This window comes from Parahoeflea alexandrii, from assembly GCF_027214025.1.
Lineage (GTDB): Bacteria > Pseudomonadota > Alphaproteobacteria > Rhizobiales > Rhizobiaceae > Hoeflea > Hoeflea alexandrii_A.
This window is the reverse complement of sequence record NZ_JAPWHB010000011.1, coordinates 19952-45003: the sequence shown is the minus strand read 5'-3', so window position 1 is coordinate 45003 and position 25052 is coordinate 19952. Positions and strand designations below refer to the sequence as shown.

Here is a 25052-nt window from a genome sequence, read left to right as displayed (position 1 = left end):
GCCTTTTAGTCGCAACGGAGAACCAGCCAATGGAAACGCTTCTGTCAATTGAGGATCTGGCGATCGATTTCGACCAGGGAAAGCGCTTTGTCAGGGCGCTGCACGGAGTCAGCCTGACTGTCGCCAGGGGCGAGGTTCTGGGCGTTGTCGGCGAATCCGGTTGCGGCAAGTCGATCACCTGGCTGGCGGCCCTGGGGCTGCTTGGCAGCAGGGCGCGCATATCGGGCTCGGTGCAGCTCAACGGGCAGGAAATAGCCGGTGCTCCGGAAAATGATCTCGCCGGACTGCGCGGTGGACGCATCGCCATGATCTTCCAGGACCCCTCAAGTTCGCTCAATCCGGTGCACCGCATCGGCCGGCAGATCGTCGAGGCGCTGAAACTGCACCGGGGCATGACCGGGGCTTCCGCCGATGCGGAGGCAGCGCGTCTTCTCGACCGGGTCGGCATTGCCAACGCCACGCGGCGCCTGCGGGAATACCCGCACGAAATGTCGGGCGGCATGAACCAGCGCATCATGATTGCCATGGCGCTCGCGGGCGAGCCCGACCTGCTGATCGCCGATGAGCCGACCACGGCGCTGGACGCCACCATCCAGGCTCAGATTCTGGATCTGCTCACCGAACTGCGCCGTGACTCGGGCATGGCGCTGGTGTTGATTTCGCACGATTTGGGTGTCGTTGCAGACATGAGCGACCGGGTGGCGGTGATGTATGGCGGGCGGGTGATAGAGGAGGCCGATACCGGCTCGCTGTTTGATAGCCCGGCGCATCCCTACACGAAGGGCCTGATAGCCGCACTTCCGGACATCGACGGTCCGCGTCGGCGTCTGGAATCCATTCCCGGAACAGTTCCTGCTCCCGACCGGTTGCCGCCCGGCTGCAGCTTCGCGCCGCGCTGTGCGATCGCCAGCAAGATCTGCGATGCCAGGATGCCGGCGTTCCTGCCCTATGGCGAATCGCAGAGTCATTTTGCCGCCTGTGTGAAGTGCAGGGACGAGAAGCCGGCAGAGAGTGCGCGGCTTTCCGGCAACAAACACGTGCTGGTGCCGGCATGAGCGCCCTGTTGCAGGCCAAGGATCTGAAGCGGCATTACGAGGTGCATATCCCCGAGGGGCTGTTTGGCCGCAAGGCATCGCTCAAGGCGGTCGATGGCGTTTCCTTCTCGATCGAGAAGGGCCGTACCTTGGGTCTGGTCGGGGAATCGGGCTGCGGCAAGTCGACCACGGCCAAGCTGGTGCTGGGCCTGATACCGGCGACCGCGGGCACGGTTGAATTCGCCGGAACGCGAGTGACCGCCAGGCACGATGCACAGTGGCGGGCGATGCGTCGGCGGATGCAGATGATCTACCAGGATCCGCTCGGCGCGCTCGACCGGCGACTGCCGGTGATCACCCAGATCGCCGAACCGTTCGAGATCCACAATCCTGAAATGTTGGCAGCAGAGCGGACCGAACGCTCTGCCCTTCTGATGGAGTCCGTCGGGCTCAGGCCGGACATGGCCATGCGCTATCCGCACGAGCTTTCAGGCGGGCAACGCCAGCGCGTGGTGATCGCGCGGGCACTGGCGCTGGAACCGGACCTGCTGGTGTGCGACGAGCCTGTTTCGGCGCTTGACGTATCGATCCAGGCCCAGGTGCTCAACCTGCTCGACGACCTGCGCGAGCGCACCGGATTCGCTGCCCTGTTCATCAGCCATGATCTGAAGGTCGTTCGCCAGATGTCGGACCGGGTGGCGGTGATGTATCTCGGCCGCATCGTCGAATCGGGCCTGCCGGAAGAGGTGTTCCGGCGTCCCCAGCACCCCTACACCAAGGCGCTCGTCTCGGCCATTCCGACGCCTGCACGGCGGGGAAAACGGGAGCGGATCGTGCTTGAGGGGGATCCTCCAAGCCCCGTCGACGTGCCGTCGGGCTGCAGCTTTCACACCCGTTGCCCGATCGCCCAAGCTTCCTGCAGAAACGAGGTTCCGCAGCTGGTGACAAGTGGGGGCCATGCGGTGGCCTGTCATCTGGTCAACGCGGGCGCCGCGCCGGCTGCTCAGGCGGCGGAGTAGGAATCATGGTCCAGTATCTCTTGATGAAGATTTTTCGCGCGCTGGTGACAGTGACGCTGATCGTTTCAGCGGCCTTCGTGGTGCTCAGGTTGTCGGGTGACCCGGCGATCATCATTCTGGGGCCGGAAGCGCCGCCTGAAGCCTTCGAAGCCTTCCGGCGGAACTGGGGCCTCGACCAGCCGATATGGGTTCAGTACTTCAAGTATTTCGTGGCCGTGGCCCAAGGCGACCTGGGCAACTCGATGCGGGACGGGCGCTCGGCGCTGGTCGTCGTCGGCGAGCGCATCCCCCTGACGCTGGCAATCACCTTGCCGGCGCTGTTCATCAAGCTTGCCATCGGCCTGCCGGCCGGCGTCGTGGCCGCGCTCTACCGCAACACCTGGGTGGACCGGCTGATCATGATGTTGTCGGTGGCGGGATTCACCGTGCCGAGTTTCGTGCTCGGGCTGGTGCTGGCGATGATCTTCGCGGTCTGGCTCGGCTGGCTGCCATCCGGCGGCTCGGACACCTGGGCGCATGCGGTGTTGCCGACCGTCACCATGGGCCTGGTGGGCGCTGCCGTCATTGCGCGCTTCACCCGATCGGCCATGCTCGAAGTATTGGGGCAACCCTATATCCGGACTGCTTCGGCGAAGGGATTGTTGTGGCGGAATGTCGTGCGCAGCCATGCCCTGCCGAATGCCGCGATTCCGACGCTTACGATCATCGGCTTTCTGGTCGGTTCGCTGGTGGCGGGTGCGGTGGTGGTGGAAAGCGTCTTTTCCTGGCCGGGCGTCGGGCGGCTCCTTGTCAATGCGGTCGCCAACCGCGATCTGGCCGTGGTCCAGGTCATCCTGCTGCTTGTCGGCCTGACCATGGTTGGCGCCAATCTCGCCGTCGACATCCTCTACGGGATCGTCGATCCGCGTCTTCGTATCAAGCGGCTTCAGGCCGGGAGCTGATAATGACAATCGATACCACACCTGGCCTTGAACCGGCCTCTCCTGCACATGCGAGCGGCAGCGTCTTCACGTCAAAAAGCCGGATGGGGGCCTTCTTCGAAGCCTGGCCGCCGCTGGTGCTGATTGCGCTGTTCTGGATCGGGCTGATTGCAGTCGTGGTGATTGGCGCGAAATGGATCGCGCCCTACGACTTCATGGCGCTCGACCTGAGAGCCCGGCTGATCCCTCCGGTTTTCATGGGGGGTAGCTGGGTTCACCCGCTCGGGACCGACGAGCTCGGCCGCGACGTGCTGTCCCGGCTGATCGTTTCGATCCGGATCTCGATGGTCATCGCGTTCCTGTCGACGCTGATCGCCGCCATTGTCGGCGTGTCGCTCGGGTTCCTTGCCGCCTATTTCCGGGGGCGAGTCGAGCAGGTCATCCTGATGCTGATCGATGCGCAGGCCGCTATGCCGTTCATGATTATCGCTCTGGCCGTGCTTGCGTTTCTCGGCAGCTCGCTGTTCCTGTTCACGATCCTGATGGGCTTTTACGGCTGGGAGCGGATTGCGCGCATCTCCAGGGGACTTGCCATTTCGGCCAATGAGCGCGGTTACGCCACGGCGGTGCGCGATCTGGGGGCGACGCCGATCCGGATCTATGCCCGGCATATCCTGCCCAACATCGCCTCGACGCTGATCGTCTCGCTGACGCTGAACTTCCCGGAGGTGATCCTGCTCGAGTCCGGCCTCTCCTTTCTCGGTCTTGGCGTTCAGCCGCCGATGACTTCGCTTGGCAATATGGTCGGCTACGGCCGCGACTACATCCAGTCGGCGCCTTGGATCATGCTGGCGCCAAGCGCCGCGATCGTTGTCACGACCCTGTCGATCTCGATTCTCGGTGACTGGATGCGCGACAAGTTCGACCCGACGCTGGATTGATGCTGCAGCGCTCTCAACCGTGCCCGTGCGGAACTCAGGTGTCTGATTTGTACTTCATCGCATGCGCCCTCATGGCGCCAGCAAACAAGGTGACGTCGATGCCGACTCCCAAAAAGTTTGCCCCGGCGTCCCTGCAATCGGCGATGTAGGCGGGATCCATGGAGAGCACGCCGGCGATCTTTCCGGCAGCGCGAATGCGCTTGAGTGCGTCGAGCACGGCGTGCTTGACGGCCGGTTCCGCCGGCCTGCCGATATGGCCCATGTCAGCGGCCAGATCGGAGGGGCCGATGAACACGCCGTCGATGCCGTCAATGGCGAGTATCGCGTCCAGGGCTTCGAGGCCGGCCCGGCTTTCAACCTGGGCCAGCACGCAGATCTGATCGTCGGCAGTGGTCAGGTAGTCGGGAATGGCGGCAAATTTCGAGGCACGGGCGAGGGCGGAGCCGACACCGCGGAAGCCAAGCGGCGGGTAGCGGGTGGCGCGGTAGATGCGTTCAGCCTGCGAGGCGCTCTCGACCATCGGGATCAGCAAGGTTTGGGCGCCGATATCGAGTGCCTGCTTGATCCTGGCCGGATCGTCATCGGGCAGGCGGATCACCGTCGATGCCCCACTTGCTTCGAGCACTGCCAGTTGCGCGGCCATCGAACGGATATCATTGGGCGCATGCTCGCCGTCAATCAGCAACCAGTCAAACCCGGCAGTGGCTGAGATTTCGGCCAGATAGGGTTCGGCCAGGCCAAGCCAGCAACCGATCAGGGTTTCGCCGGCCTGAAGCCGGTGCTTGAGCGTGTTTACGGGAGCTGGCATGGAAAAATCCTTAGCTGAATGACACGGAGACCGAACCAAAATCGCCGAAATCGGCTTCGAATGCTGATCCTGACGGGGCTTCGATCGGGCGGATGAAGGAGCCCGACAGAACAATGTCGCCTGCGGAAAGGCCGTCTCCATACCGGGCGAGGCGATGAACCAGCCAGAGAATCCCGGTCACTGGATCATCTAGCACGCCGGCGCCGAGACCGGTTTCTTCAACGATGCCGTCGCGTTTGACGATGGCCCCGACCCGGCGCAGGTCAAACGCGTCGATGGCGTGACGTTCCTTGCCCAGAACGATGCCGGCATTGGCGGCATTGTCGGAGATGGTGTCGGTGATGATCCGCGCTTTGCCGGTTTCGGGATCCACCCGCAGGATGCGGGTGTCGAGGATTTCGAGCGAGGGGGCGACATGGGCGGTGGCGGAGAGCACATCGTCTCGGGTCACGTTCGCGCCGGCGAGATCGGTTTTCATGACAAAGGCAATCTCCGCTTCGACACGCGGCTGGATGAACCGCCCCGCGGGGATCGCCGCGCCGTTTGCAAACAGCATGTCTTCGAGCAGCACGCCGCTGTCGGGCGTGGTGATGTTCAGCGCCTGCTGCATGGCGCGGCTGGTCAGGCCGATCTTCCAGCCGATGATGCCGAGACCGGAGGCGCGCTTCCTCGCGACCAGGGCGGACTGCACTGCATAGGCGTCGTCCAGCGTCATGCCCGGATAGGCCAGGCTCAGGAGCCCGCATTGAATGCCAGTCTTCTCAGCCTCGAACAAACGGATTGCGGCTTCTTCAATCTGTTCGGGTGTCATTCGTCGACCACTCCGTTGCGCAAGGTGCCGATGCCGTCTGCTTCGATCTCGATGGTGTCGCCCGGCACCAGCCAGACGGGCGGATCAAAGCGGGCGCCGGCGCCGGTCGGCGTGCCGGTAACGATGATATCCCCGGGGACAAGCGTGGTGAAGGTCGAGATATAGGCGATCTGCCGGGCCACGGGGAAGAGCATGCGGCCGGTGCGATCGTCCTGCCGGGTCTCGCCATTGACCCTGGTCTGCAGATGTATGTCGACGATTTGAGAGGGATCGGTGAAAGGCACCAGCCAGGGGCCCATGGCGCCGGAGCCGTCCCAGTTCTTGCCTTGTGTGACGTTGAATTTCGCGTGCCGGACCCAGTCGCGCAGAGTGCCTTCGTTGCAGAGTGTCAGCGCGGCGATGTGGGACAGGGCTTCTGCTTCCTGTATCCGGCGCCCGCCCTTGCCGATCACGATGGCGATCTCGCCTTCATAGTCGAGTTGCGGCGTTTCCGGCGGGCGGGTGAGCGGCGTCTCGTGGCCGACGAAGGAGCGCGGGAAGCGGATGAACAGGCTCATGTTGGGCGGCGCTTCCTGGCCGTCCTTGTATTCGGCGTTGCGGTCGGGGAAGTTGACGCCGACACAGATGATCTTCTCCGGGTCCGGAACAGGGATATCCCAGCGGAAGCTGCCATCAGGATGGGAAACCGGCTTGCCGGCAGCGGCGTCCAGCACGGTTTGCACCGTACCCGCCTCGATGACGTTGCGCAGGGTTTTCCACCGCGGGAAATCCGGCGACAAGGCTACCATGCCGCCGTTCGCCACGGCGCCCCAGAATTGCTGTCCGCCGGCGGTGAATGTTGCCAGGTTCATCGGGTTCTCCCATGCAGATCCGGATTGATACGGACGAATTCAGACGATCTCGCCATGCTCACGGTGCAATGATGGGCTGAGACTTGAGGTCGCTTTCCACCAGCTCCGCGCCTTCGAATTCCGATCCCAGCTCGAACCAGCTGCGCGGAGCCGGCGCGCCCCAGAGCGTCTGACGCTGCGGATCCTTGAGATCCCATTTGATCGGTTCGTGATCCGGGTCGATGGTCTGGTAATCCGAGCAATAGATCTCCGTGCGATGGCCGTCCTGGTCGCGGATATAGAGAAAGAATGCGTTGGAGATGCCGTGACGGCCCGGGCCGCGCTCGACATTGGCGAGGTAGCCCGTCGTCGACATCAGATCGAGAAGATCGATGATGTTCATCGGCGTGGGCACCCAGAACGCCGTGTGGTGTAGGCGCGGGCCGGTACCGTTGGTAAAGGCGATATCGTGGACGCCGCCCTTGCGGTGCATCCAGGCGGCCCAGCTGCGGCCGGTGATCGAATCCTCGGTGTATTCGGTGACGCGGAACCCGATGTCTCCGTAGAATTTGACGCTTTCGTCGACATTGGAGGAGAACAGGTTGAAGTGGTCGATCCTGAGCGGCTTGACGCCGCGATAGAGTTTGTATTTCTGATGGATCGGCTCCAGCCGGTCCATCTTCGCATAAAATTCCAGGGGAACGCCGAAGGGATCGCGGGTGCTCAACACTCGTCCCATGAACGGACGCTCGATCCAGGAGGTGGGAAGGTCGCGTGACCTGAACCAACTCTCGGCCTTGTCGAGGTCCTCCTCGCTCCAGACCTTGAAGCCGAGCACGCCGACCGATGGCCGCTCTGCCTGCTTCAAGATCATGCAGTGGTGACCGCGTTCCTCCATCGCTCGCAGGTAGATCGTGTCCGCATCCTCGTGGGTGACCTGCAGCCCGAGCGTGTCGACATAATATCCGCGCGACCAGGCGAGATCGGTGACGCGCAGCTCGGTATGGCTGAGCCGGACAATGTTGAAGGGCGGGTTCAGGTTGGGTGCCGGAATGGCCATGATCTTTTCCTCCTCAGGCGCCCAGGCGCTGGATCTTGTGCTGGCCCAGGGCGAAGGCCACGTTCTTCTGTTCCATGTAGAATTCGAATGACCATTGCCCGCCGTCGCGGCCGATGCCGCTGGACTTGACGCCGCCGAACGGCGTGGGCAGGTGGCGCACGTTTTCTGAGTTCACCCAGATCATCCCGGCCTCGAGCGCATCGGAGAAGCGCAGGGCGCGAGTGACATCATTGGTCCAGATATAGCCGGTGAGGCCGTACTGGACGTCGTTGGCGATGGCCAACGCCTCGGCCTCGTCCCTGAAGCGGATGGAGGTGAGGAACGGACCGAAGACCTCCTCCTCGGCAATGCGCATCGATGTGTCGGCATGGGTAAACAGCGTCGGCTGAATGAACCATCCTGCATCGCCGATCCGCTCACCGCCGGCGGCGAGGGTCGCCCCGTCGGCCTTGCCGATGCTGACATAGTCGGTGACCTTGTCGAAATGCACCTTGTGGATCAGCGGTCCGATTTCGGTGGCGGGGTCGAGCGGGTGGCCGACCTTGATCCTGTTGACCCGTTCGGCGAGCCTGGCTTCGAACTCGTCGGCAATGGTTTCCTGCACCAGCAGCCGGCTCGAGGATGTGCAGCGTTCGCCATTGAGCGAATAGATCATGAAGATCGCCGCATCGAGCGCACGTTCGAGATCGGCGTCATCGAAGACGATGACCGGGTTCTTGCCGCCGAGTTCGAAATGAACGCGCTTCAGCGTATCGGCGCCCTGCTTCATGATCATGGAGCCTGTGCGGCTTTCGCCGACAAAGGCGATGGCCTTGATGTCGGGATGCTCGGTCAGGGCCTTGCCGGTGTCTTCGCCGAAGCCGTTGACCAGGTTCCACACGCCGGCCGGCAGGCCTGCCTCGTGGGCGATCTCGGCGAGGATACGGGCGGTCAGCGGGCTGAACTCCGCCGGCTTGTGCACCACCGTGCAGCCGGCGGCGAGCGCCGGAGCAATCTTCCAGGTGGACAGCATGAACGGCGTGTTCCACGGGGTGATGACGCCGACCGGGCCGATTGCGCTGCGGCTGGTAATGTTCAGATGGGACTGTGTCGGCAGCGATTGGCCATCGCGGGCGCTGGGGGCGAGATCGGCGTAGTAGCGGAAATTCTCCGCTCCGCGCAGGGCTGCCTTGGACATGAAGCGGTAGGCTTGGCCGGTGTCCCAGCATTCGCACAGGGCGATTTCCTCGGCCCGCTCGACGATGAGGTCGGCGATCTTGTGGAGGATCTTCTTGCGGGCTTCGCCGCTCATGGCGGACCAGGCGGGAAACGCGGCCTTGGCGGCCTTGGCGGCCGAATCGATATCCGCGGCAGTGCCCCTGGCAACGTTGCAGATCAGGCTTTCATCGACCGGCGACCGGGTTTCGAAGGTTGCGGACCCAGCGACGTCCTTCCCGCCGATCAGGTTAAGGATTCCCTTGTCGCGGAAGCGGGCCAGGTGAGCCTCGAGTTTGGCCAGATGGGTGGAAAGGTCGCTCATTTGCCGTCTCCCGGAAGATATTTGCGGATCGAACTGGCCTTTGGGCTCAGTTCGGGATCGATGTCGCGCAGCTCAAGCGACAACATGAATGAAGATGTCGCCATCACTTCGGCGCAGAAGGCTTCGGCGGCTGCGAAAATGTGCTCGGTAGCCTGTTTTTTGGCTTCAGCGGCGCGGCCGGCGCGCAGGCGAATGGAGATATCCACGAACGCATGATCGGGATTGCCGTCGGCGATGAGCCAGTGATCACTGGCGGTGGCGCGGATGCGGATGCCGGCAAGCGGAAAGATGCCGGTTTCCATCGCCGCATCTCGAAGCACGATCAGAAGATCGGCGATCTCAAGCCTCTCCTCGAGGTTTGCGGAATAATCGATATGGAAATGCGGCATTCTGCTATCCTCCCAGATAATTGCTTTGTTAAGTAATATTTGTTGCCTTGTCAACCATTCTGCTGCAAGGTCGGCGATACCCAACCGCGGAGTGTCAGAGAGATCATGGACAAACCTGATTCCAGGCCGACAAACGGCTCCTCCCATTTTGGACCGACATCCCGCTCGCTGCCGATCGCGCTGCTCCGGACGCGTGAACGTATCATGGTTCCGATTCGGGAGATGTTGCAGCAAAGCGGCATCTCGGAGCAGCAGTGGCGGGTTCTGCGGGTTGTCGACGAGGCCGGCGAAATGGAACAGACAGCCATTGCCCAGGCCGCCTGCCTTCAGCTTCCAAGCCTGACCAGGATCCTGCGCTCGATGGAGAGTGATGGGCTGGTTGGACGGAAGACTGACGAGGCCGACCGGCGCCGGACCCTGGTCAGTGTCATGGCTGCGGGAAAGGCACTGATTGCCAGACATCGCCAACGCAACGCGCAGATATTCGCCACAGTGGAGGCGGAGTTCGGACGCGAGAAGCTGGACCTGCTGCTCGACCTGCTGGATGAACTTCAGCAGATACGGATGTGAGGGCAGCGTGATGGCGGAGAAATCAAGCTGTCCAATGGAGCGGCCGTGAAACAGCAACTGTACGACCAGGTTTTGCCGGGACATCCAGGCGAGATGAGCAGGATCGGACTCAAACCGGGCCCGGAAGGCGGGGCGAAACCAATGCCGTCCAGATTTTCAGCATTGCAAGTTAGGATACTCCGATGACCCGCATGACCACCGGCGAAGTAATGGCCAAGTCGCTGATTGCCAACGGCGTGGATACCGTGTTCGGCATTCCCGGCGCGCACATGTATGATTTCAACGACGCGCTGGCGCGGGAGGCAGGGAGCATCCGGTTCATCCATACACGTCACGAGCAGGGTGCGGGCTACATGGCCTATGGCTATGCCAAGTCGAGCGGACGGGTGGGGGCTTACACGGTGGTGCCGGGGCCGGGGCTTCTCAACTCGGGCGCCGCGCTGTGTACCGCCTACGGCGCCAATGCCCCGGTGATATGCCTGACCGGCAATATCATGTCGCATCTGATCGGCCAGGGCAGGGGACAGCTGCACGAACTGCCCGACCACCTCGGCACGCTCAAGGGGCTGACCAAGTGGGCCGAGCGGATCAATCATCCGACGGAAGCCGGCGCGGTGATGGACGAGGCCTTCAAGCAGATGCTGTCGGGCCGTCAGCGGCCGGTCGGTGTCGAGGCGCCGTGGGATGTGTTCGGCATGGCGGCCGAGGTCGACATGCCGGAGGCCGCTCGACCGGTCACCGCTCCCCGGCCCGATCCCGAAACTGTCGCCAAGGCCGCGGCACTGATCAGTGCCGCGAAGAACCCGATGATCATGCTCGGCTCCGGAGCCATCGGCGCGGAGGCCGAAGTGGCCGAACTGGCGCGGCTGCTGCAGGCGCCAGCCACCGCGCACCGCTCGGGCAAGGGCATTCTGCCCGATGACGATCCGCTTGCGCTGCTGCCGCCGGCCGCCTGGCAGTACTGGCAGACTTGCGACCTGCTGATCGGCATCGGCTCGCGGCTCGAGCTTCAGTTTTTCCGCTGGCGCTGGATGCCCAGGGGACTGAAGATCGTGCGGGTCGATATCGATCCGACCGAGATGGTGCGGCTGAAACCGGATGTCGGCCTGGTGACGGACTCGGCTGCGGGCGTCCGCGCGCTGATTGACGAGCTCAAGGGGTTGCCTGCGCGATCCTCGCGCGAAGCCGAGCTCGCGAAGCTGAAAGCGGACGCGGCAGAAGCGCTGACCAGTGTTCAGCCGCAGGAAGGCTATCTTCGGGTGATCCGCGACGTGCTGCCGCGCGACGGCTTCTTTGTCGAAGAGGTTTCACAGGTCGGTTTCACTGCGCGGATGTGCTTCCCGGTCTATGCGGCCCGCCAATATGTCACCTGCGGTTACCAGGACAATCTGGGCTTTGGCTTCAACTCGGCGCTGGGTGTGAAGGTCGCCAATCCGGACAAGGCCGTGGTTTCCGTTTCGGGCGACGGCGGCTTCATGTTCGGTGTCCAGGAACTGGCGACGGCAAAACAATTCGGCATCGCGGTGGTGGTGATCGTCTTCAACAACTCGGCTTACGGCAATGTACGGAGGGACCAGCAGGCGGTCTATGGCAACCGGCTGCTCGGCGCCGATCTGGAAAATCCCGATTTTGTCGCTCTGGCAAAATCTTTCGGCGTCATCGCCATGAAAGCCGACAGTCCCGAAGATCTCCGGGGCAAACTTGCCGAAGCCTTGCAGGCCGATGAGCCTGTGGTGATCGAAGTTGCCATCCCACGTGGTTCGGACAGCTCGCCCTGGCCGTTCATCCATCCGGCGCCGTTGAGCTAGAAGACGCATTCTATCGGTCCCCATGCCGTGTGATCCAGGTCGAGTTTCATCTGGTCGATATAGGTAAGTGTTCACTTACTTATATTGCAACGTCCGTTACCCGAATTGACATCGCAAGGATTGACCAAGGCTGACGGGTCCCGGAGGTCGGGATCATGTCGGTGCGGGTTTGTTTCCAGCAGTGATTGTTCATTGACACAACAGTTATTTTTGATCACAATTTCGGAGGAATGAGGAGAGGCACCATGAATCTGAACGGAACCATCGCGCTGGTAACCGGCGGCGGTAGCGGACTGGGCGAGGCAACAGCCCACCGTCTCGCAGCAGCCGGTGCCCGGGTGGCAGTGCTCGATCTTTCGCTGGAGGCGGCCAGGCGGGTAGCCGGCGACGTCAATGGTGAGGCGCTTGCCGCCGATGTCTCGAATGCCGCAGATGTCGAGGCTGCGTTCGAAAAGGCGATCCAGGCCCTTGGCGGTGCGCCACGAGTGGTCGTTTCATGCGCCGGGATCGGCACGGCGTCGCGCATTCTGCCGCGTGACGGCTCGCTGACGACCGGGATATTCGACCGCACGATCCAAGTGAACCTGATGGGGACCTATGCTGTCATGAATGTCGCCGCCCGGGCGATGGCGGCCGCCGAGCCTCTGGATGAAGACGGAACGCGGGGCGTGATCGTCAACACCGCTTCGGTGGCGTTCGAGGATGGCCAGATCGGGCAGGTGGCCTATTCCGCGTCAAAGGGCGGAGTGGTCTCGATGACGCTGCCGGCGGCGCGGGAGCTGGCGCGGTTCGGGATCCGGGTTGTTGCCATCGCGCCAGGCCTGTTCGAAACCGGCATGAGCGCCGGACTGCCCGACGATGTTCGCGGGGACATTCTGAAGAATGTACCTTTCCCGAGCCGGATGGGTTTGCCCGCTGAATACGCGCAACTGGTCCAGCAGATTGTCGAAAATTCGATGCTGAACGGTTGCGTCATCCGGTTGGATGGTGCAGCCCGCATGCCTGCAAAATAGGCCCGCAAATATAGGATTGCACAGATCAAGATGACCAATTCCAGTGAAATGCTGTTGGTGACCGTCGATGGACCGGTGGCCACACTGACGATGAACCGCCCGGCCAAGCGCAATGCCATGTGCGACGAACTGCTCGAAGCGCTCGAGGAGTTCTTCACGTCGCCGCCGGAAGGCGTCAGGGCGGTCATCCTGACCGGAACGGCGGGGCACTACTGCTCAGGCCTCGACCTGTCGGAGCACGTGTCGCGGGATGCGGAAGGCACGATGCGGCATTCGCGTAACTGGCACCGGGTGATGGATATCATCCAGTTCTCCGGTCTTCCGGTTGTCTCGGCGATGTTCGGGGCGGTGATCGGCGGCGGACTGGAACTGGCTACCTCCACCCATGTGCGTATTGCCGAGCCCTCGACGATTTTCCAGCTGCCTGAGGGCATGCGCGGCATTTTCGTCGGTGGCGGCGCCACGGTGCGGGTCGGCCGCATCATCGGCTCGGACCGGATGTGCGAGATGATGCTGACCGGACGCAAGTACACGGCCGAGGAAGGCCTGGCACTGGGACTGACGCACTATTCAGTCGGCGAAGGCGAAGCCATGGCGCTGGCACAAAAGCTCGCCACCAAGATCGCGGGCAATGCCAGCCTGTCCAACTACATGATGATCCAGGCGATCAGCCGGATTTCCGACATGTCGAAATCGGACGGTCTTTTCGCCGAAAGTCTCTGTGCCGCGGTGTCGCAGACGAGCGCCGACGCGGAGGAGGGCCTCAAGTCCTTCCTCGAAAAGCGGCGCCCGGTTTTCCGGTGACCGCACTGGCACAGGCGAAGCGATGCCGGGCAAGGATGTCACGACAGGAGCAGACATGAAAAAGCAAGCAACCGAGGCGGCGGCAAAGGACGAGCAGTTGACGCAGAGCAATCTGCGTCAGTTCGTCGGCTACGAGATGAAGCTGGCCTACCTGCTGGTTCATGAAGACATGGTGCGCCTCCTCAAACCGACCGGACTGAGGATCGTGACCTTCTCGGCGCTGGGCATCGTGGTCGAGAATCCGGACATGTCGCAGACGCAGTTGGCGCAGGCACTGCAGATCGAGCGGTCCGGGGTTGTTGTCATTGTCGACGAGCTGGAGAATGCCGACCTGATCTCCCGCAACAGGGTGGAAGGCGACCGGCGGTCCTATGCGCTTCGGGCAACCCTGAAGGGCCGCAACCTCTGGAGCCGTACAGAGAAACAGGTTCATGACCATGAAGACGGGATTCTTTCCGGATTGAGCGCTTCCGAGCGGAAAACGCTGAAAGAGCTGCTCGGGCGCATCATCGAGGACAATCGCAAGAGCTGAATGACCGCTTGGGAGGCACGTCATGAAGGACAACGCAACGGGGCTGACACTGGTCCCTCATGCCGCCGCGATGGAGCGGCGCACCGGCGACTTGTTGATGACAAGCCGGACGCCGTTCGATCCGGTGGTCTCGAACACCGGTGTCTGGCTCGACAAATGGGCCGAGGAGACACCGTCGAGCATCTTCCTTGCCGAAAGGTCGGGCGATGGCTGGCGCGAAATGGGGTATGCGGAAGTCCGCGACGCTGTCCGCGCCATTGCGTCAAGCCTGGCCGCGCGCGGGATGGATGCCTCGACCCCTATCGTCATCATGTCGGGCAACAGCCTCGATCACGCATTGCTGTCCCTGGGCGCACAATATGCCGGAGTTCCGACGGTTCCGCTGGCCGAGCAGTATTCGCTGATTCCTGAAGCGCATGACCGGCTTGTCTATGTGCTCAACAAGGTGCGGCCGACCATGGCCTTCGTCGACGAAGCCTCGCGCTATGGCGCCGCGATCTCGCGGCCCGAGCTCGAAGGTGTCGAGATCGTCGCAAGCATGACCGGGAAATCGCCGGTCAAGGTGACGCCGTTCGCTGAGCTGTTGCGTGGCGACAGCGGCGTCGACCTCGACAGCGTTCATGCGAAAGTTGGCCCCGAAACGCTTGCCAAGATACTCTTTACTTCAGGATCCTCCTCGGATCCGAAGGGCGTGCTGACCACACAGAAGATGATGTGCACCAACCAGGCCCAGATGGCCAGCGTGCTTCCGTTCCTCAAGGAACGGCCGCCGCGGATCATGGACTGGCTGCCGTGGAACCATGTCTTCGGCGGCTCGCACAACACGCTGATGATGCTGGCGCATGGCGGAAGCCTTTACATCGACAATGGAAAGCCGACGAGTACCGGCTTCCCGGATACGATCCGGAATGTCATCGACAAGCCAGGCACGCTATCCTTCAATGTGCCGGTCGGCTTTGCCATGCTGGTGCATGAGATGGAGACCAACATGGCGCTGCGGAAGGCTTATTTCAGCGATCTGGACATGCTGTTTTATGCCGGTGCGTCGTTGCCGCAGGAAATCTGGACGCGGCTCGAGGAGATGGCGATCGAAATCCGCGGCAAGCTGCCGCTGATGATTTCGAGCTGGGGCATGACCGAAACGGCGCCTGCGACGCTGATGGTGCACGAGCCCATCGGCCGGTCCGGTGTGATCGGCGTGCCGCTGCCGGGCACCGAGATCAAGCTGATCCCGGATGACGAGATGCGTTGCGAGTTGCGGGTCAAGGGCCCCAACGTGATGGCCGGGTACTGGGGGGACGCGGAAAAATCGGCCGCCGCCTTCGACGAGGAAGGGTTTCTCATCACCGGGGACGCTGTGCGGTTCGTCAATCCGGATGATCCAGACCGGGGATTGATCTTTGACGGCCGCGTGTCCGAGGATTTCAAGCTGTTGACCGGGACCTGGGTGCAGGCCGGCAGGTTGCGGCTCGATGCGCTTGAGCATTTGCGCGGGCTTGTGCAGGATGTCGTCATCTGCGGCCATGACCGGGGCGAGATCGGCCTGTTCATCTTCCCGAAGCCGGGCCAGGTGCATGGCGATACCACATCGGAAGGAGCGGTGATCGACGCCGAACTGCAGTCGGCCATCGAGAACCGATTGCGCGTCATGGCCAAGGCCGCGACCGGATCGGCAAAGCGGATCACCCGCGCCATCATTCTTGCCGAGCCGCCGAGCCTGAAGGATTCAGAGATGACGGACAAGGGGTCGCTCAATGTCCGCAAGGTCATCACCCGCCGAGCCGATCTTCTCGAACGGCTCTATGACAATGAAGATCCGGCGCTGATCCGGGTGTGAGGAAACAATGGTAGATTTTTCAAAAGTCCGCGCAATCGACACGCATACCCATGCCGAGGAGCCCTGCGGCTGCCATGCCGATGACGGCTATGATGATCTGCAGAGCAGGATGGCGAAATATTTCGGCGCACCCTGGGAGCATCCGCCGACCATTGCCGAAACCGCGGCGCATTATCGCGAGATGAATATCGCGGCGGTGATCTTCCCGGTCGATGCCGAGCGCGAGACCGGTTTCCGCCGTTACAACAATTACGAGGTTGCCGAGGCCTGCGCCAAGGAAAGTGATATCCTGATTCCGTTCGCCTCGATCGATCCGCACAAGGGCAAGCTCGGTGCGCGCGAAGCGCTCGACCTGGTGAAGAACCACGGCGTCCAGGGCTTCAAGTTCCACCCGACCATGCAGGGCTTCTATCCCAATGACCGGATGGCCTACGATCTTTACGAGGCGATCGCGGAAACCGGCAAGCCGGCCTTGTTTCACACCGGTCAGACCGGTGTCGGCTCGGGCATGCGCGGCGGCAACGGCATGCGGCTCAAATATTCGAACCCGATGTATATCGACGACCTGGCGGTGGATCTCCCCGACATGCCGATCATTCTGGCGCATCCCTCGTTCCCCTGGCAGGAAGAGGCGCTGTCGATCGCGTCCCACAAGCCCAATGTCTATATCGACCTTTCCGGATGGTCGCCGAAATACTTCCCGCCGATTCTCATCCGCTACGCCAACACGCTTCTGAAGAAGAAGATGCTGTTTGGTTCGGACTGGCCGATGATCGCACCGGAAAAATGGCTGGACGCCTTCGACAAGGCCGATTTCAAGGAAGAAGTGCGGCCGCTGATCCTGAAGGAAAATGCCATGCGGCTGCTGGGTGTATCCTAGGTTTCCTCCAGCGGACAGCCGGGTACTGGCACCTCGCACTGCCACTACCCGGGCGCTTTGATCGCGAGCCCCGGTCGGCGACAGCGGATGCTGCTCCACATCTAGATCACGTCAGCCTTTAGCAGCTGCTTGAGCAAGGGATTGGGAAACCGCCGCATCTGCGTGACCGCGTAGAAGGTTTCCTGAAGCCCGGGCAGTTTTGAAGCCTCGACCAGCAGTCCGTTTGCCAATTCATCGTTGACGACGATCGGCGGCACCACCGCCAGGCCGACATCCTCGCGGGCCATGAGGCGAAGCATTGCCATGTCGTCGACTTCGGCGGCGATTCGGGGGCGGACGCCAAGGCGGGCCGCCAAGGCGTCGAAACCCGTCCGCACGCTGCTTTCGAGGCTCGGCAAGATGATCGGGTTGTTCGTCATCAACTCGACGATGCCGGTCGATCCGGCGATGCGCCGGGGCGAACCGACGAGGCTCACCTGCTGGTCGGCCAGCTTGTGCGATATCCAGGGTGTCGCGGCATCGCGGTGCGGCACCTGGTTGACGAGCACCACATCGAGCCGCAGCGCTTCAAGTTCCCGCAGCAGGTCATCCATGCGGCCCGAGCGGAGCACGACCTCCACGTCGGGAAGCGACACCACCGGGCGGAGGAATCCGAGCTGGAAGTTGCGTGACAGCGTGGCGAGCGCTCCAACCCTGATCACACGCCGGATCCTGCCGGCTCGCTCCTTCAGGGTTCCCATGAGTTCGTCGCCGGTGGCGAAGATGGTGTCGGCATGGTCAAGCGCCATCCGCCCGGCTTCTGTCAGGATCAACTGTTTTCCGCGTCGCTCGAAGAGAGCATGACCCACTTGTGCTTCAAGCTTCCTGATCTGAATCGAAAGGGCTGACTGCGAGACATTCAACTTCTCTGCGGTGCGGGTCAGATTGCCCTCGTGAGCGACAGCCCAGAAGTAGCGCAAGTGATTGTAGTTGAGCTGGCTCATGCAATCGTTCTCCAATAAGAAACGATAAGGCATAAACAATGAATTTAATATATAGAAAATCTGCTGCTATCCGGTGCGCCGATCAACATCGCACTGGAGGCCCGCATGCAGTTTCCCCTCGTTCTCCTGGCTCTCAGCGGGCCGTTGGCCCTCGCCGTTGCCTTTGGCGTCAGCAGGCTGGACCCCGGATTGCGGCCGCGGCGCGCCAAGATGGCGGCAGCGCTTGCAAGCATTGTCTCGCTGCTCGCCTCCGTGGCCGCCCCTGTGGTCCAGGTCCTCAACGGGGCGCAGACCTGGGCCGCCGGTTCCGGTCTGCTCGGGATCATCAGCTTCCGGCTCGATGTGCTCAGCGTCACCATGCTGTTGCTGGTCTCGTTCATCGGCACGGTGGTGATCCGGTTCAGCGCCACCTATCTCGATGGTGACGATCGGCAGGGGCGGTTTACCGGATGGCTCTGCCTCACGCTGACATCGGTGTTGCTTCTGGTGCTGTCGGGAAACCTGATGCTGCTGGTGGCATCCTGGATAGGCACAAGCCTGTTCCTGCATAATCTGCTGTTGCATTTCTCCGGCCGGACCGGAGCTATCCGCGCGGCACGCAAGAAGTTCATCGTCGCCCGGCTTGGCGATGCGGCACTGGTCATCGCGGCGGGCCTGCTCGCCTTCGGTTACGAGACAATCGACATCGCCACCATACTGTCCGCGGCGCGGGACGGGGTGATGCCGGCGGGCGCATTCTGGGCGGCGGCGTTCCTGGCGCTCGCTGCAATCCTCAAGTCGGCCCAGTTTCCGAGCCACGGCTGGCTCACCGAAGTCATGGAAACCCCGACGCCCGTTTCGGCGCTGCTGCATGCCGGCGTCATCAATGGGGGTGGCTTCCTGTTGATCCGGTTCGCCGACGTGACGCTGCTGGCGCCGGGCGTTCTCGCAATTCTGGTGATGATCGGCGGTTTCACCGCCCTGCTCGGCGGGTTGGCGATGCTCGCCCAGCCCGCGGTCAAGACCTCGCTGGCCTGGTCGACCATTGCCCAGATGGGCTTCATGATCATGCAGTGCGGACTGGCCCTTTTTCCGCTGGCGCTGCTGCATATCGTTGCGCATTCGCTCTACAAGGCACATGCCTTCCTGGCCTCGGGTACTGCCGTCGAAACAGTGGCCGCGCTGCAGCGGCCGGGGCCGATCGCCATCCCGAATGGTGCGGCGGTGCTCCGGTCATTCGGCCTCGCATTGATCATCTATGCCGCCATCGGGTTCGGTTTCGGCATTGAAAGCAAGTCGCCGCAGGCGATCGCGCTCGGCGCGATGCTGATCTTCGGTGTCGCCTACCTGCTGGCGCAGGGCCTCGCCGATGCCGCTCCCCGGGCGCTGACCCGGCGTACGGCGGTCTACGCGCTTGCCACCTCGGTTAGCTATTTCGCGCTGCAGACAGGAGCAAGCTGGGTGACCGAGGGAACCCTGCCGCCTGCACCTTCTCCCGAACCGCTGGAATGGCTGCTGATCATCCTCGCGGTCTCGAGCTTCGGTCTGGTGGCGATCGCGCAGGCGATGTTCCCGCTGTGGTCCAACCATCCCGCCGCCGCCGGCCTACGCGTACACCTGTCGAACGGACTTTATGCCAATGCCGTCTTTGACCGGCTTGCCGGCAACTGGTCGGTCCGGCGGTCATCCTGAACCTGAGAAAGAGATCTGAAATGACATTCGAAGACATCCATGATTCCACTCTGGTGACGCTCGAAGCCGCCGCTGATGCGGCGGCGCGACAGATCCCGCCGCTCTGGCCGCTGGCGTCTTCGGTCGCGGTCAATCCTTTCCTGGGTCAGACCAGCGGTACGCTCGCCCGGACCGGGGCGCTCCTGTCCCGCATCGGCGGGGTTCAAGTCACCATGCCGCGGGCCTGGTATCAGGAACGGATCGCCTCGGGTGAGATCTCGAATGCGGATCTTGCTCATGCACTTGCAAGCTGCGCGGAGGCCGGAAAACCGGCGGATGTGATGGCGCTGAAGGCGATGGCTGCCGAGCCGCGGCCCGCGCCAAAGCCATTGCCGACGATCGCGGATCTCGCCGCCGAGATCGATGGTTGCGACTGGCCCGGTCTGCTGGCCGAGCGCTTCGGCGTCTGGGCCGCGGGCTATTTCGATCGCGGGCAGGCCCTGTGGGCCGCGCCGCGGGGAAAATCCGCATGGGCGGCTTTCCAGTCCTTTGCCACCCACGATCTCACGCCGGAGATCATGGGGCTCAAGGGATTTGCCCGGCTGGCGACAGAGGCGCCGGACAGGCCGATGGCCGCGGTTGCACGGGCCGTCGACCGGCTGGGCCTGAGCGAGGCGGCGTTGCCGACCTACTTCCACCAGCTGCTTTTCTCGCTCGGAGGCTGGGCGCAGCATGCGCGTTACGAACTCTGGCGGGCCGAGCTGGCCGGCGGCGAGAGCCGGACGATCGCCGACCTCCTGGCAATACGGCTGTTGTGGGAAGAGGCCTTGTATCTCCGGCACGGGGCCGTGATCGACGAGAAATGGGCTCAGGTTCGCGCCATCCACGAAACGCCGGTCCTGCCCGACAGGGCAGGCATCATCGATGCGATCCTGCAGGAGGCAGCCGAGCTTGCCGCGCAACGCCGTCTTTCCGGCACCCTGGCGGCCGAGGCTTCTCCGGTCGCGGAAGATGCGCGCCCGGCGCTGCAGGCAGCCTTCTGCATCGACGTGCGCTCGGAAGTCTTCCGCCGCGCGCTGGAAGCCGTTGCCCCTTCGATCCGCACGCTCGGCTTCGCAGGGTTCTTCGGCGTATCGGTCAGGCACCGGGGCTTTGCCTCGGACGTGGACGAACTCCGCCTGCCGGTGCTTCTCAATCCCGCGACAAGCTCCTGTTCCGGCGACACGACCAGCAAGGCCGATGACCTTGCCGCGCGCTACGCGGCGCGGTCGAAGCGGGCCTGGGGCCGGTTCAAGCTGGCGGCGGTGTCCTCGTTCGCGTTCGTCGAGGCGATGGGACCGGTCTATGCCGGCAAGCTTGTGCGCGATGCGCTGGGCATGAGCGCCCCTAACCGTGCAAGCGACCCGGCGCCGCGATTCGAATCCGAGCTCGACATCAAGACCAAGACGGATTCGGCTGAGTCCGTGCTGCGGGCGATGTCGCTGACCGAGGGGTTTGCCCGGATTGTCCTGCTGGCGGGTCACGGCGCGAGCGTAGTGAACAATCCCTTCGCAAGCGGCCTGCAGTGCGGCGCATGCGGCGGTCATCCCGGCGAGGTCAATGCCCGTCTGCTGGCGCAACTGCTCAATGACACCGAGGTTCGCGATGGGCTTGCCGCGCGCGGAATTGCGATCCCGAAAGACACGCTTTTCGTTGCGGCCCTGCACGATACGACGACAGACGCGGTCACGCTTTACGATGGCGATGTTGCGGCCAAGTCCCACCTGGCCGATCTCAGGCAAGTCCGCGACTGGCTGGCTTTGGCGGGGAAGGTCGTTCGCGGAGAGCGCGCCCTGCGCCTGCCCCATGCGGCGAATGCCGGCGAAATCGCCATGCGGGCGCGGGACTGGGCCGAAGTTCGTCCCGAATGGGCGCTGGCAGGCTGCAAGGCCTTCATCGCCGCGCCGCGCGGTCACACGGCAGGGCGCAATCTGGAAGGGCGCTCCTTCCTGCATGATTATGACTGGCACAAGGACAGCAGCAACGGGTTCGGCGTACTCGAGCTCATCATGACGGCGCCGGTGGTGGTCGCGAGTTGGATCAGCCTGCAATATTACGGCTCAACGGTGGCGCCCGACAGTTTTGGCGCCGGCAACAAGCTCTTGCACAATGTTGTTGGCGGCATCGGGGTCTTTGAAGGCAATGGCGGACTGCTGCGTAGCGGGCTGCCGTGGCAATCGGTCCATGACGGCGAGACCCATGCGCATGAACCGTTGCGCCTGTCGGTCTGCATCAACGCGCCCCGCGAGGCGATGAACGATATTCTGAGCCGTCATGAGGAGGTGCGCGCCCTGTTCGACAATCGCTGGCTTCATCTCTTCGCCATGGACGAGGAGGGTCGTCTTGCCTGGCGCTATGCCGGAGACCTCAAATGGACGCAATGCGACACACCGGCCGAGGCTGCCGCAGCGGACCGGAGAAATGTCGCATGAGTTTCATGGTCTGATCCGCACGGGCGGAAAAAAGAAGGGCGCCGCAAGAATGAGGCGCCCTTTGAGCTCGGAGGGACGGTTCGCGGATCAGCGCCGCGTTTTGCCTTGCGGAGGATTGCCGCCCTGATCGTTGATCATGCGGCTGTCTTCCTGCAGTTCCAGCCACATGGCGTTGACGACGGCGAACATTGCGGCCAGCGGAAGACCCAGCAACCAGGCGAAATACCACATATCTTGATCCTCCTGATCAGTAGACGGAATGAGAATTGTCGGTGACGTCGGCCTCGGTGACCTTGCCCCACAGCACCTTGTAGACCCATGCCGTGTAGGCCAGGATCATCGGCATGAAGATCACGGTCACCACCAGCATGATGAACAGGGTCATGTGTGAGGACGAGCTGTTCCAGACCGTCAGCGACGACTGCGGGTCGGACGAGGACGGCATGATGAACGGGAACATCGTCAGTCCGACCGACGAGATCACGCCGAGGATTGCCATCTTGGAGACCAGCAGCGTCGAGACTTCACGCCCGGCGCGCAGGCCGAGGAAGGTCAGCAGGCCGCCAGCGATGCCCATGATCGGGGCAATGGCGATCCACGGGCGGTCCGAATAGGCGGTGAACCAACTCGCTGTCTTCTCCACCTCGAAATGCAGCGGATTGGACGGGCCGGCGGTCAGGTAATCGCCGACGATGCGGTAGCCTTCGATCCCGACGGCCATCCAGACGCCAGCCAGAACATAGGCTGCCACCGCGACAAGTGCCGCGATGGAGCCGAAGCGGCGGGCGCGGTCCTGCACCTCGCCTTCGGCCTTCAGGGTCAGCCAGGCGCCGCCATGCATCACCAGCATCGACAGCGACACCACGCCTGCCAGAAGCGAGAACGGATCGAGCAGGCCGATGAACTTGGTGTACCAGGCGCCCTCGTAGATGGTGTGCAAATCATCGGTGAAATGGAACGGCACACCCTGGATCACGTTGCCGACGGCGACGCCGAACAGAAGGGCGGGGATCGCGCCACTGGCAAACAATGCCCAGTCCCAGGACGTCCGCCAGCGCGTGTCGTCACGCTTTGAGCGGTACTTGAAGGCCACCGGCCGGACAATGAATGCCGCAAGGATCACGAACATCGCCAGATAGAAGCCGGAGAACGAGACCGCGTAGAGCGGCGGCCAGGCGGCGAAGATTGCACCGCCGCCGAGGATGAACCAGACCTGGTTGCCTTCCCAGACGGGCCCAACCGTGTTGATCGCCACGCGACGCTCGACATCGGTCTTCGCAACGAAGGGCAACAGGGCGCCGACACCCATGTCGAACCCGTCGGTGAGGGCGAAGCCGATCAGCAGGACGCCGAGCAGCCCCCACCAGATCACGCGCAAGATGTCATAGTCGATAAGAGTGTGCAGGATCATGGTTCTTACTCCGCCGGCATGGCGATGGCGTCGGCATTGCGCCGGCCGGCCAGCCGTTCTGTGTGTCTGATAACCCAGGCGTCGGTTTCCTCGACGTCCTGGAAGGGTCCCTTGCGGATGTATTTGAGCATCAGCCCCATCTCGATGATGAACAGGACGGTGTAGAAGATGACAAATCCGGCAAGCGTCAGCGCCACCTCGGTCATCGACAACGCCGAGACCGACATGGCCGTCGGCAGCACGCCGTCCACGGTCCAGGGCTGGCGGCCGAACTCGGCGACGAACCAGCCCAGTTCCGCGGCAATCCACGGCGCAGGGATCATCCACACCGCCAGATGCAGGGCCGGGCGGGGGAAGTTCATGCCCTTGAACGAGGCCCTATAGAAGAAGTAGAGCATCGTCGCGATGAAGCCGAAGCCGAGCGCCACCATGATCCGGAAGGCCCAGAACAGCGGCCAGACGGTCGGGATGGTGTCGTTCGCGGCCTGGACGATCTGCTCGGGTGTCGCCTGCCGCGGATCATCGACATATTTCCGCAGAAGAAACGCAAAGCCGAGATCCGCAGAGTGCGCCTCGAACCTGGCTGTCTCGGACGGATCGGCATTGTCGCGCGCCTCGCGGATATGCATCAGCGCGTCATAGGCGATCAGACCGGATTTGATGCGGGTTTCAGCCTGGTTTTCGAGCTCCTCGATACCGGGGATCGAGGTGGTCAGCGAGCGGGTGCCGATCAGTCCCATCACATAGGGAATGTGGATGGCGTAGTGGGTGGTCCGCGCCTCCTGATCCGGAAAACCGAACGCAGTGAAGGAGGCCGGCGCCGGCTCCGTTTCCCACATGCCCTCGATGGCAGCGAGCTTCATCTTCTGGCTGTGCGTGGCGCTGTAGCCGGATTCATCGCCCAGCAACACCACGGAGAACGCCGATGCGAGGCCGAACGCGGCTGCCACGGTGATCGAACGCCGGGCCAGCTCGATGTGACGCCCGCGCAGCAGATACCAGGCCGAGACGCCGAGCACGAAGACCGAGGCGGTGACATAGCCGGCCGAAACCGTATGGACGAACTTGGCCTGGGCCACCTCGTTGAAAAGCACCTCGTAGAAATCGGTCATTTCCATGCGCATGGTCATCGGGTTGAACTGAGCGCCGACCGGGTTCTGCATCCAGCCGTTGGCAATCAGGATCCACAGGGCCGAGAAGTTGGAGCCGATGGCCACCAGCCAGGCGACGGTGAGGTGCGCCACCTTGCTCAGCTTGTCCCAGCCGAAGAAGAACAGCCCGACGAAGGTTGCTTCGAGGAAGAACGCCATCAGGCCCTCGATCGCCAGCGGCGCGCCGAAGATGTCGCCGACATAATGGCTGTAATAGCTCCAGTTCATCCCGAACTGGAATTCCATGGTGATGCCGGTGGCGACGCCAAGAACGAAGTTGATGCCGAACAGCGTGCCCCAGAACTTCGTCATCTGCCGCCAGATCGGACGGTTGGTCATCACATACACCGTCTCCATGATGGCGACGACGATGGAAAGCCCAAGCGTCAACGGCACGAAGAGGAAGTGGTACATCGCCGTCATGGCGAACTGCAGCCGTGACAGCTCGACGATCCCGAACTCCATTTGCTTTGCTCCTTGGAACGGGGGACGTGACAGACGTCCCGAAAACATATCTATGAACTCTTGAATATGTCCGACTGGACGGGGTGACATTGATTTGAATCAATAAAGCTGCATGCGGGATGCATCTTTAGATCTGGATCCACGCT

The 25052-nt window shown here is 62.7% G+C and carries 23 protein-coding genes; 13 read left to right on the top strand and 10 right to left on the bottom strand.

Going from position 1 to position 25052, the window contains the following annotated elements; translation table 11 throughout:
• Positions 1–29: 29 nt before the first annotated feature.
• From O4H62_RS24955 to O4H62_RS24940, 4 genes are all read left to right on the top strand, one after another.
• Positions 30–1055, top strand: a complete 1026-nt coding sequence (locus tag O4H62_RS24955; RefSeq protein ID WP_269391600.1) for an ABC transporter ATP-binding protein — start codon at positions 30–32, stop codon at positions 1053–1055.
• The gene (locus tag O4H62_RS24950) at positions 1052–2053 is read left to right on the top strand and encodes an ABC transporter ATP-binding protein (RefSeq protein WP_269391599.1); all 1002 of its coding nucleotides are present in this window, start codon (positions 1052–1054) and stop codon (positions 2051–2053) included. The genes O4H62_RS24955 and O4H62_RS24950 overlap by 4 nt, the downstream gene beginning before the upstream one ends.
• A gap of 5 nt (positions 2054–2058) precedes the next feature.
• A complete protein-coding gene (locus O4H62_RS24945; RefSeq protein ID WP_269391598.1) occupies positions 2059–2994 on the top strand; it encodes an ABC transporter permease in 936 nt (311 codons plus the stop codon).
• An 83-nt stretch (positions 2995–3077) separates the two neighbouring features.
• Complete coding sequence (locus O4H62_RS24940) at positions 3078–3914, top strand: ABC transporter permease (RefSeq protein ID WP_269391635.1); 837 nt, start codon at positions 3078–3080, stop codon at positions 3912–3914.
• A gap of 34 nt (positions 3915–3948) precedes the next feature.
• Here the strand turns inward: O4H62_RS24940 and O4H62_RS24935 are convergent, their stop codons facing one another.
• The 6 genes from O4H62_RS24935 to O4H62_RS24910 are packed head-to-tail and all read right to left on the bottom strand — an operon-like array spanning position 3949 to position 9415.
• A complete protein-coding gene (locus tag O4H62_RS24935; RefSeq protein ID WP_269391597.1) occupies positions 3949–4722 on the bottom strand; it encodes an HpcH/HpaI aldolase/citrate lyase family protein in 774 nt (257 codons plus the stop codon).
• 10 nt (positions 4723–4732) lie between these two features.
• Positions 4733–5533, bottom strand: a complete 801-nt coding sequence (gene hpaH, locus O4H62_RS24930; protein ID WP_269391596.1) for a 2-oxo-hept-4-ene-1,7-dioate hydratase — start codon at positions 5531–5533, stop codon at positions 4733–4735.
• Positions 5530–6384 (bottom strand): fumarylacetoacetate hydrolase family protein, encoded by an 855-nt coding sequence (locus O4H62_RS24925; RefSeq protein ID WP_269391595.1) that lies wholly within the window; start codon positions 6382–6384, stop codon positions 5530–5532. Before O4H62_RS24925 ends, hpaH begins: the two co-directional genes overlap by 4 nt.
• Positions 6385–6442: 58 nt before the next feature.
• Positions 6443–7423: a 3,4-dihydroxyphenylacetate 2,3-dioxygenase gene (gene hpaD, locus O4H62_RS24920; protein ID WP_269391594.1), complete on the bottom strand. Its 981-nt coding sequence runs from the start codon at positions 7421–7423 to the stop codon at positions 6443–6445.
• A gap of 13 nt (positions 7424–7436) precedes the next feature.
• On the bottom strand, positions 7437–8942 hold the full coding sequence (hpaE, locus tag O4H62_RS24915) for a 5-carboxymethyl-2-hydroxymuconate semialdehyde dehydrogenase (protein ID WP_269391593.1): 1506 nt from the start codon (positions 8940–8942) through the stop codon (positions 7437–7439).
• Complete coding sequence (locus O4H62_RS24910) at positions 8939–9415, bottom strand: 5-carboxymethyl-2-hydroxymuconate isomerase (protein WP_269391592.1); 477 nt, start codon at positions 9413–9415, stop codon at positions 8939–8941. The genes hpaE and O4H62_RS24910 overlap by 4 nt, the downstream gene beginning before the upstream one ends.
• A 21-nt stretch (positions 9416–9436) precedes the next feature.
• Here O4H62_RS24910 and hpaR point away from each other — a divergent pair, with 21 nt between their 5' ends.
• The 7 genes from hpaR (at position 9437) to O4H62_RS24875 (ending at position 16775) form a co-directional block, all read left to right on the top strand.
• Positions 9437–9901, top strand: a complete 465-nt coding sequence (gene hpaR / locus O4H62_RS24905; RefSeq protein WP_269391591.1) for a homoprotocatechuate degradation operon regulator HpaR — start codon at positions 9437–9439, stop codon at positions 9899–9901.
• 182 nt (positions 9902–10083) lie between these two features.
• Positions 10084–11709 (top strand): thiamine pyrophosphate-dependent enzyme, encoded by a 1626-nt coding sequence (locus O4H62_RS24900; protein WP_269391590.1) that lies wholly within the window; start codon positions 10084–10086, stop codon positions 11707–11709.
• A 245-nt stretch (positions 11710–11954) separates the two neighbouring features.
• Positions 11955–12722: an SDR family NAD(P)-dependent oxidoreductase gene (locus O4H62_RS24895; RefSeq protein WP_269391589.1), complete on the top strand. Its 768-nt coding sequence runs from the start codon at positions 11955–11957 to the stop codon at positions 12720–12722.
• Between the two features lie 30 nt (positions 12723–12752).
• Entirely contained in the window at positions 12753–13526 is a 774-nt protein-coding gene (locus O4H62_RS24890) for a crotonase/enoyl-CoA hydratase family protein (protein WP_269391588.1), read from the top strand.
• A 55-nt stretch (positions 13527–13581) separates the two neighbouring features.
• Complete coding sequence (locus tag O4H62_RS24885) at positions 13582–14058, top strand: MarR family winged helix-turn-helix transcriptional regulator (protein ID WP_269391587.1); 477 nt, start codon at positions 13582–13584, stop codon at positions 14056–14058.
• 22 nt (positions 14059–14080) lie between these two features.
• Entirely contained in the window at positions 14081–15895 is a 1815-nt protein-coding gene (locus O4H62_RS24880; RefSeq protein ID WP_269391586.1) for a feruloyl-CoA synthase, read from the top strand.
• Positions 15896–15902: 7 nt separating this feature from the next.
• Positions 15903–16775 (top strand): amidohydrolase family protein, encoded by an 873-nt coding sequence (locus tag O4H62_RS24875; protein ID WP_269391585.1) that lies wholly within the window; start codon positions 15903–15905, stop codon positions 16773–16775.
• A gap of 101 nt (positions 16776–16876) precedes the next feature.
• On the opposite strand, the gene O4H62_RS24870 is transcribed toward O4H62_RS24875, so the two are convergent.
• Positions 16877–17758 carry a LysR family transcriptional regulator gene (locus O4H62_RS24870; protein WP_269391584.1) on the bottom strand — a complete coding sequence of 294 codons (882 nt, stop codon included), beginning with the start codon at positions 17756–17758 and terminating at the stop codon, positions 16877–16879.
• A gap of 105 nt (positions 17759–17863) precedes the next feature.
• Between O4H62_RS24870 and O4H62_RS24865 the strand changes: the two genes are divergently transcribed.
• Together O4H62_RS24865 and O4H62_RS24860 are read left to right on the top strand one after the other, a co-directional pair.
• Positions 17864–19429, top strand: coding sequence for a proton-conducting transporter membrane subunit (locus tag O4H62_RS24865; RefSeq protein ID WP_269391583.1), 1566 nt, complete (start codon positions 17864–17866; stop codon positions 19427–19429).
• Positions 19430–19449: 20 nt separating this feature from the next.
• Positions 19450–21879: a YbcC family protein gene (locus O4H62_RS24860; protein ID WP_269391582.1), complete on the top strand. Its 2430-nt coding sequence runs from the start codon at positions 19450–19452 to the stop codon at positions 21877–21879.
• Between the two features lie 87 nt (positions 21880–21966).
• Here O4H62_RS24860 and cydX read toward each other — a convergent pair whose 3' ends face one another.
• Genes cydX through O4H62_RS24845 form a run of 3 tightly spaced genes read right to left on the bottom strand, consistent with a single transcriptional unit; the run spans position 21967 to position 24906 of the window.
• On the bottom strand, positions 21967–22110 hold the full coding sequence (gene cydX, locus O4H62_RS24855) for a cytochrome bd-I oxidase subunit CydX (protein WP_269391581.1): 144 nt from the start codon (positions 22108–22110) through the stop codon (positions 21967–21969).
• A 16-nt stretch (positions 22111–22126) separates the two neighbouring features.
• Positions 22127–23290, bottom strand: coding sequence for a cytochrome d ubiquinol oxidase subunit II (cydB, locus tag O4H62_RS24850; protein ID WP_269391580.1), 1164 nt, complete (start codon positions 23288–23290; stop codon positions 22127–22129).
• Between the two features lie 5 nt (positions 23291–23295).
• Positions 23296–24906 carry a cytochrome ubiquinol oxidase subunit I gene (locus tag O4H62_RS24845; RefSeq protein ID WP_269391579.1) on the bottom strand — a complete coding sequence of 537 codons (1611 nt, stop codon included), beginning with the start codon at positions 24904–24906 and terminating at the stop codon, positions 23296–23298.
• Positions 24907–25052: the final 146 nt, after the last annotated feature.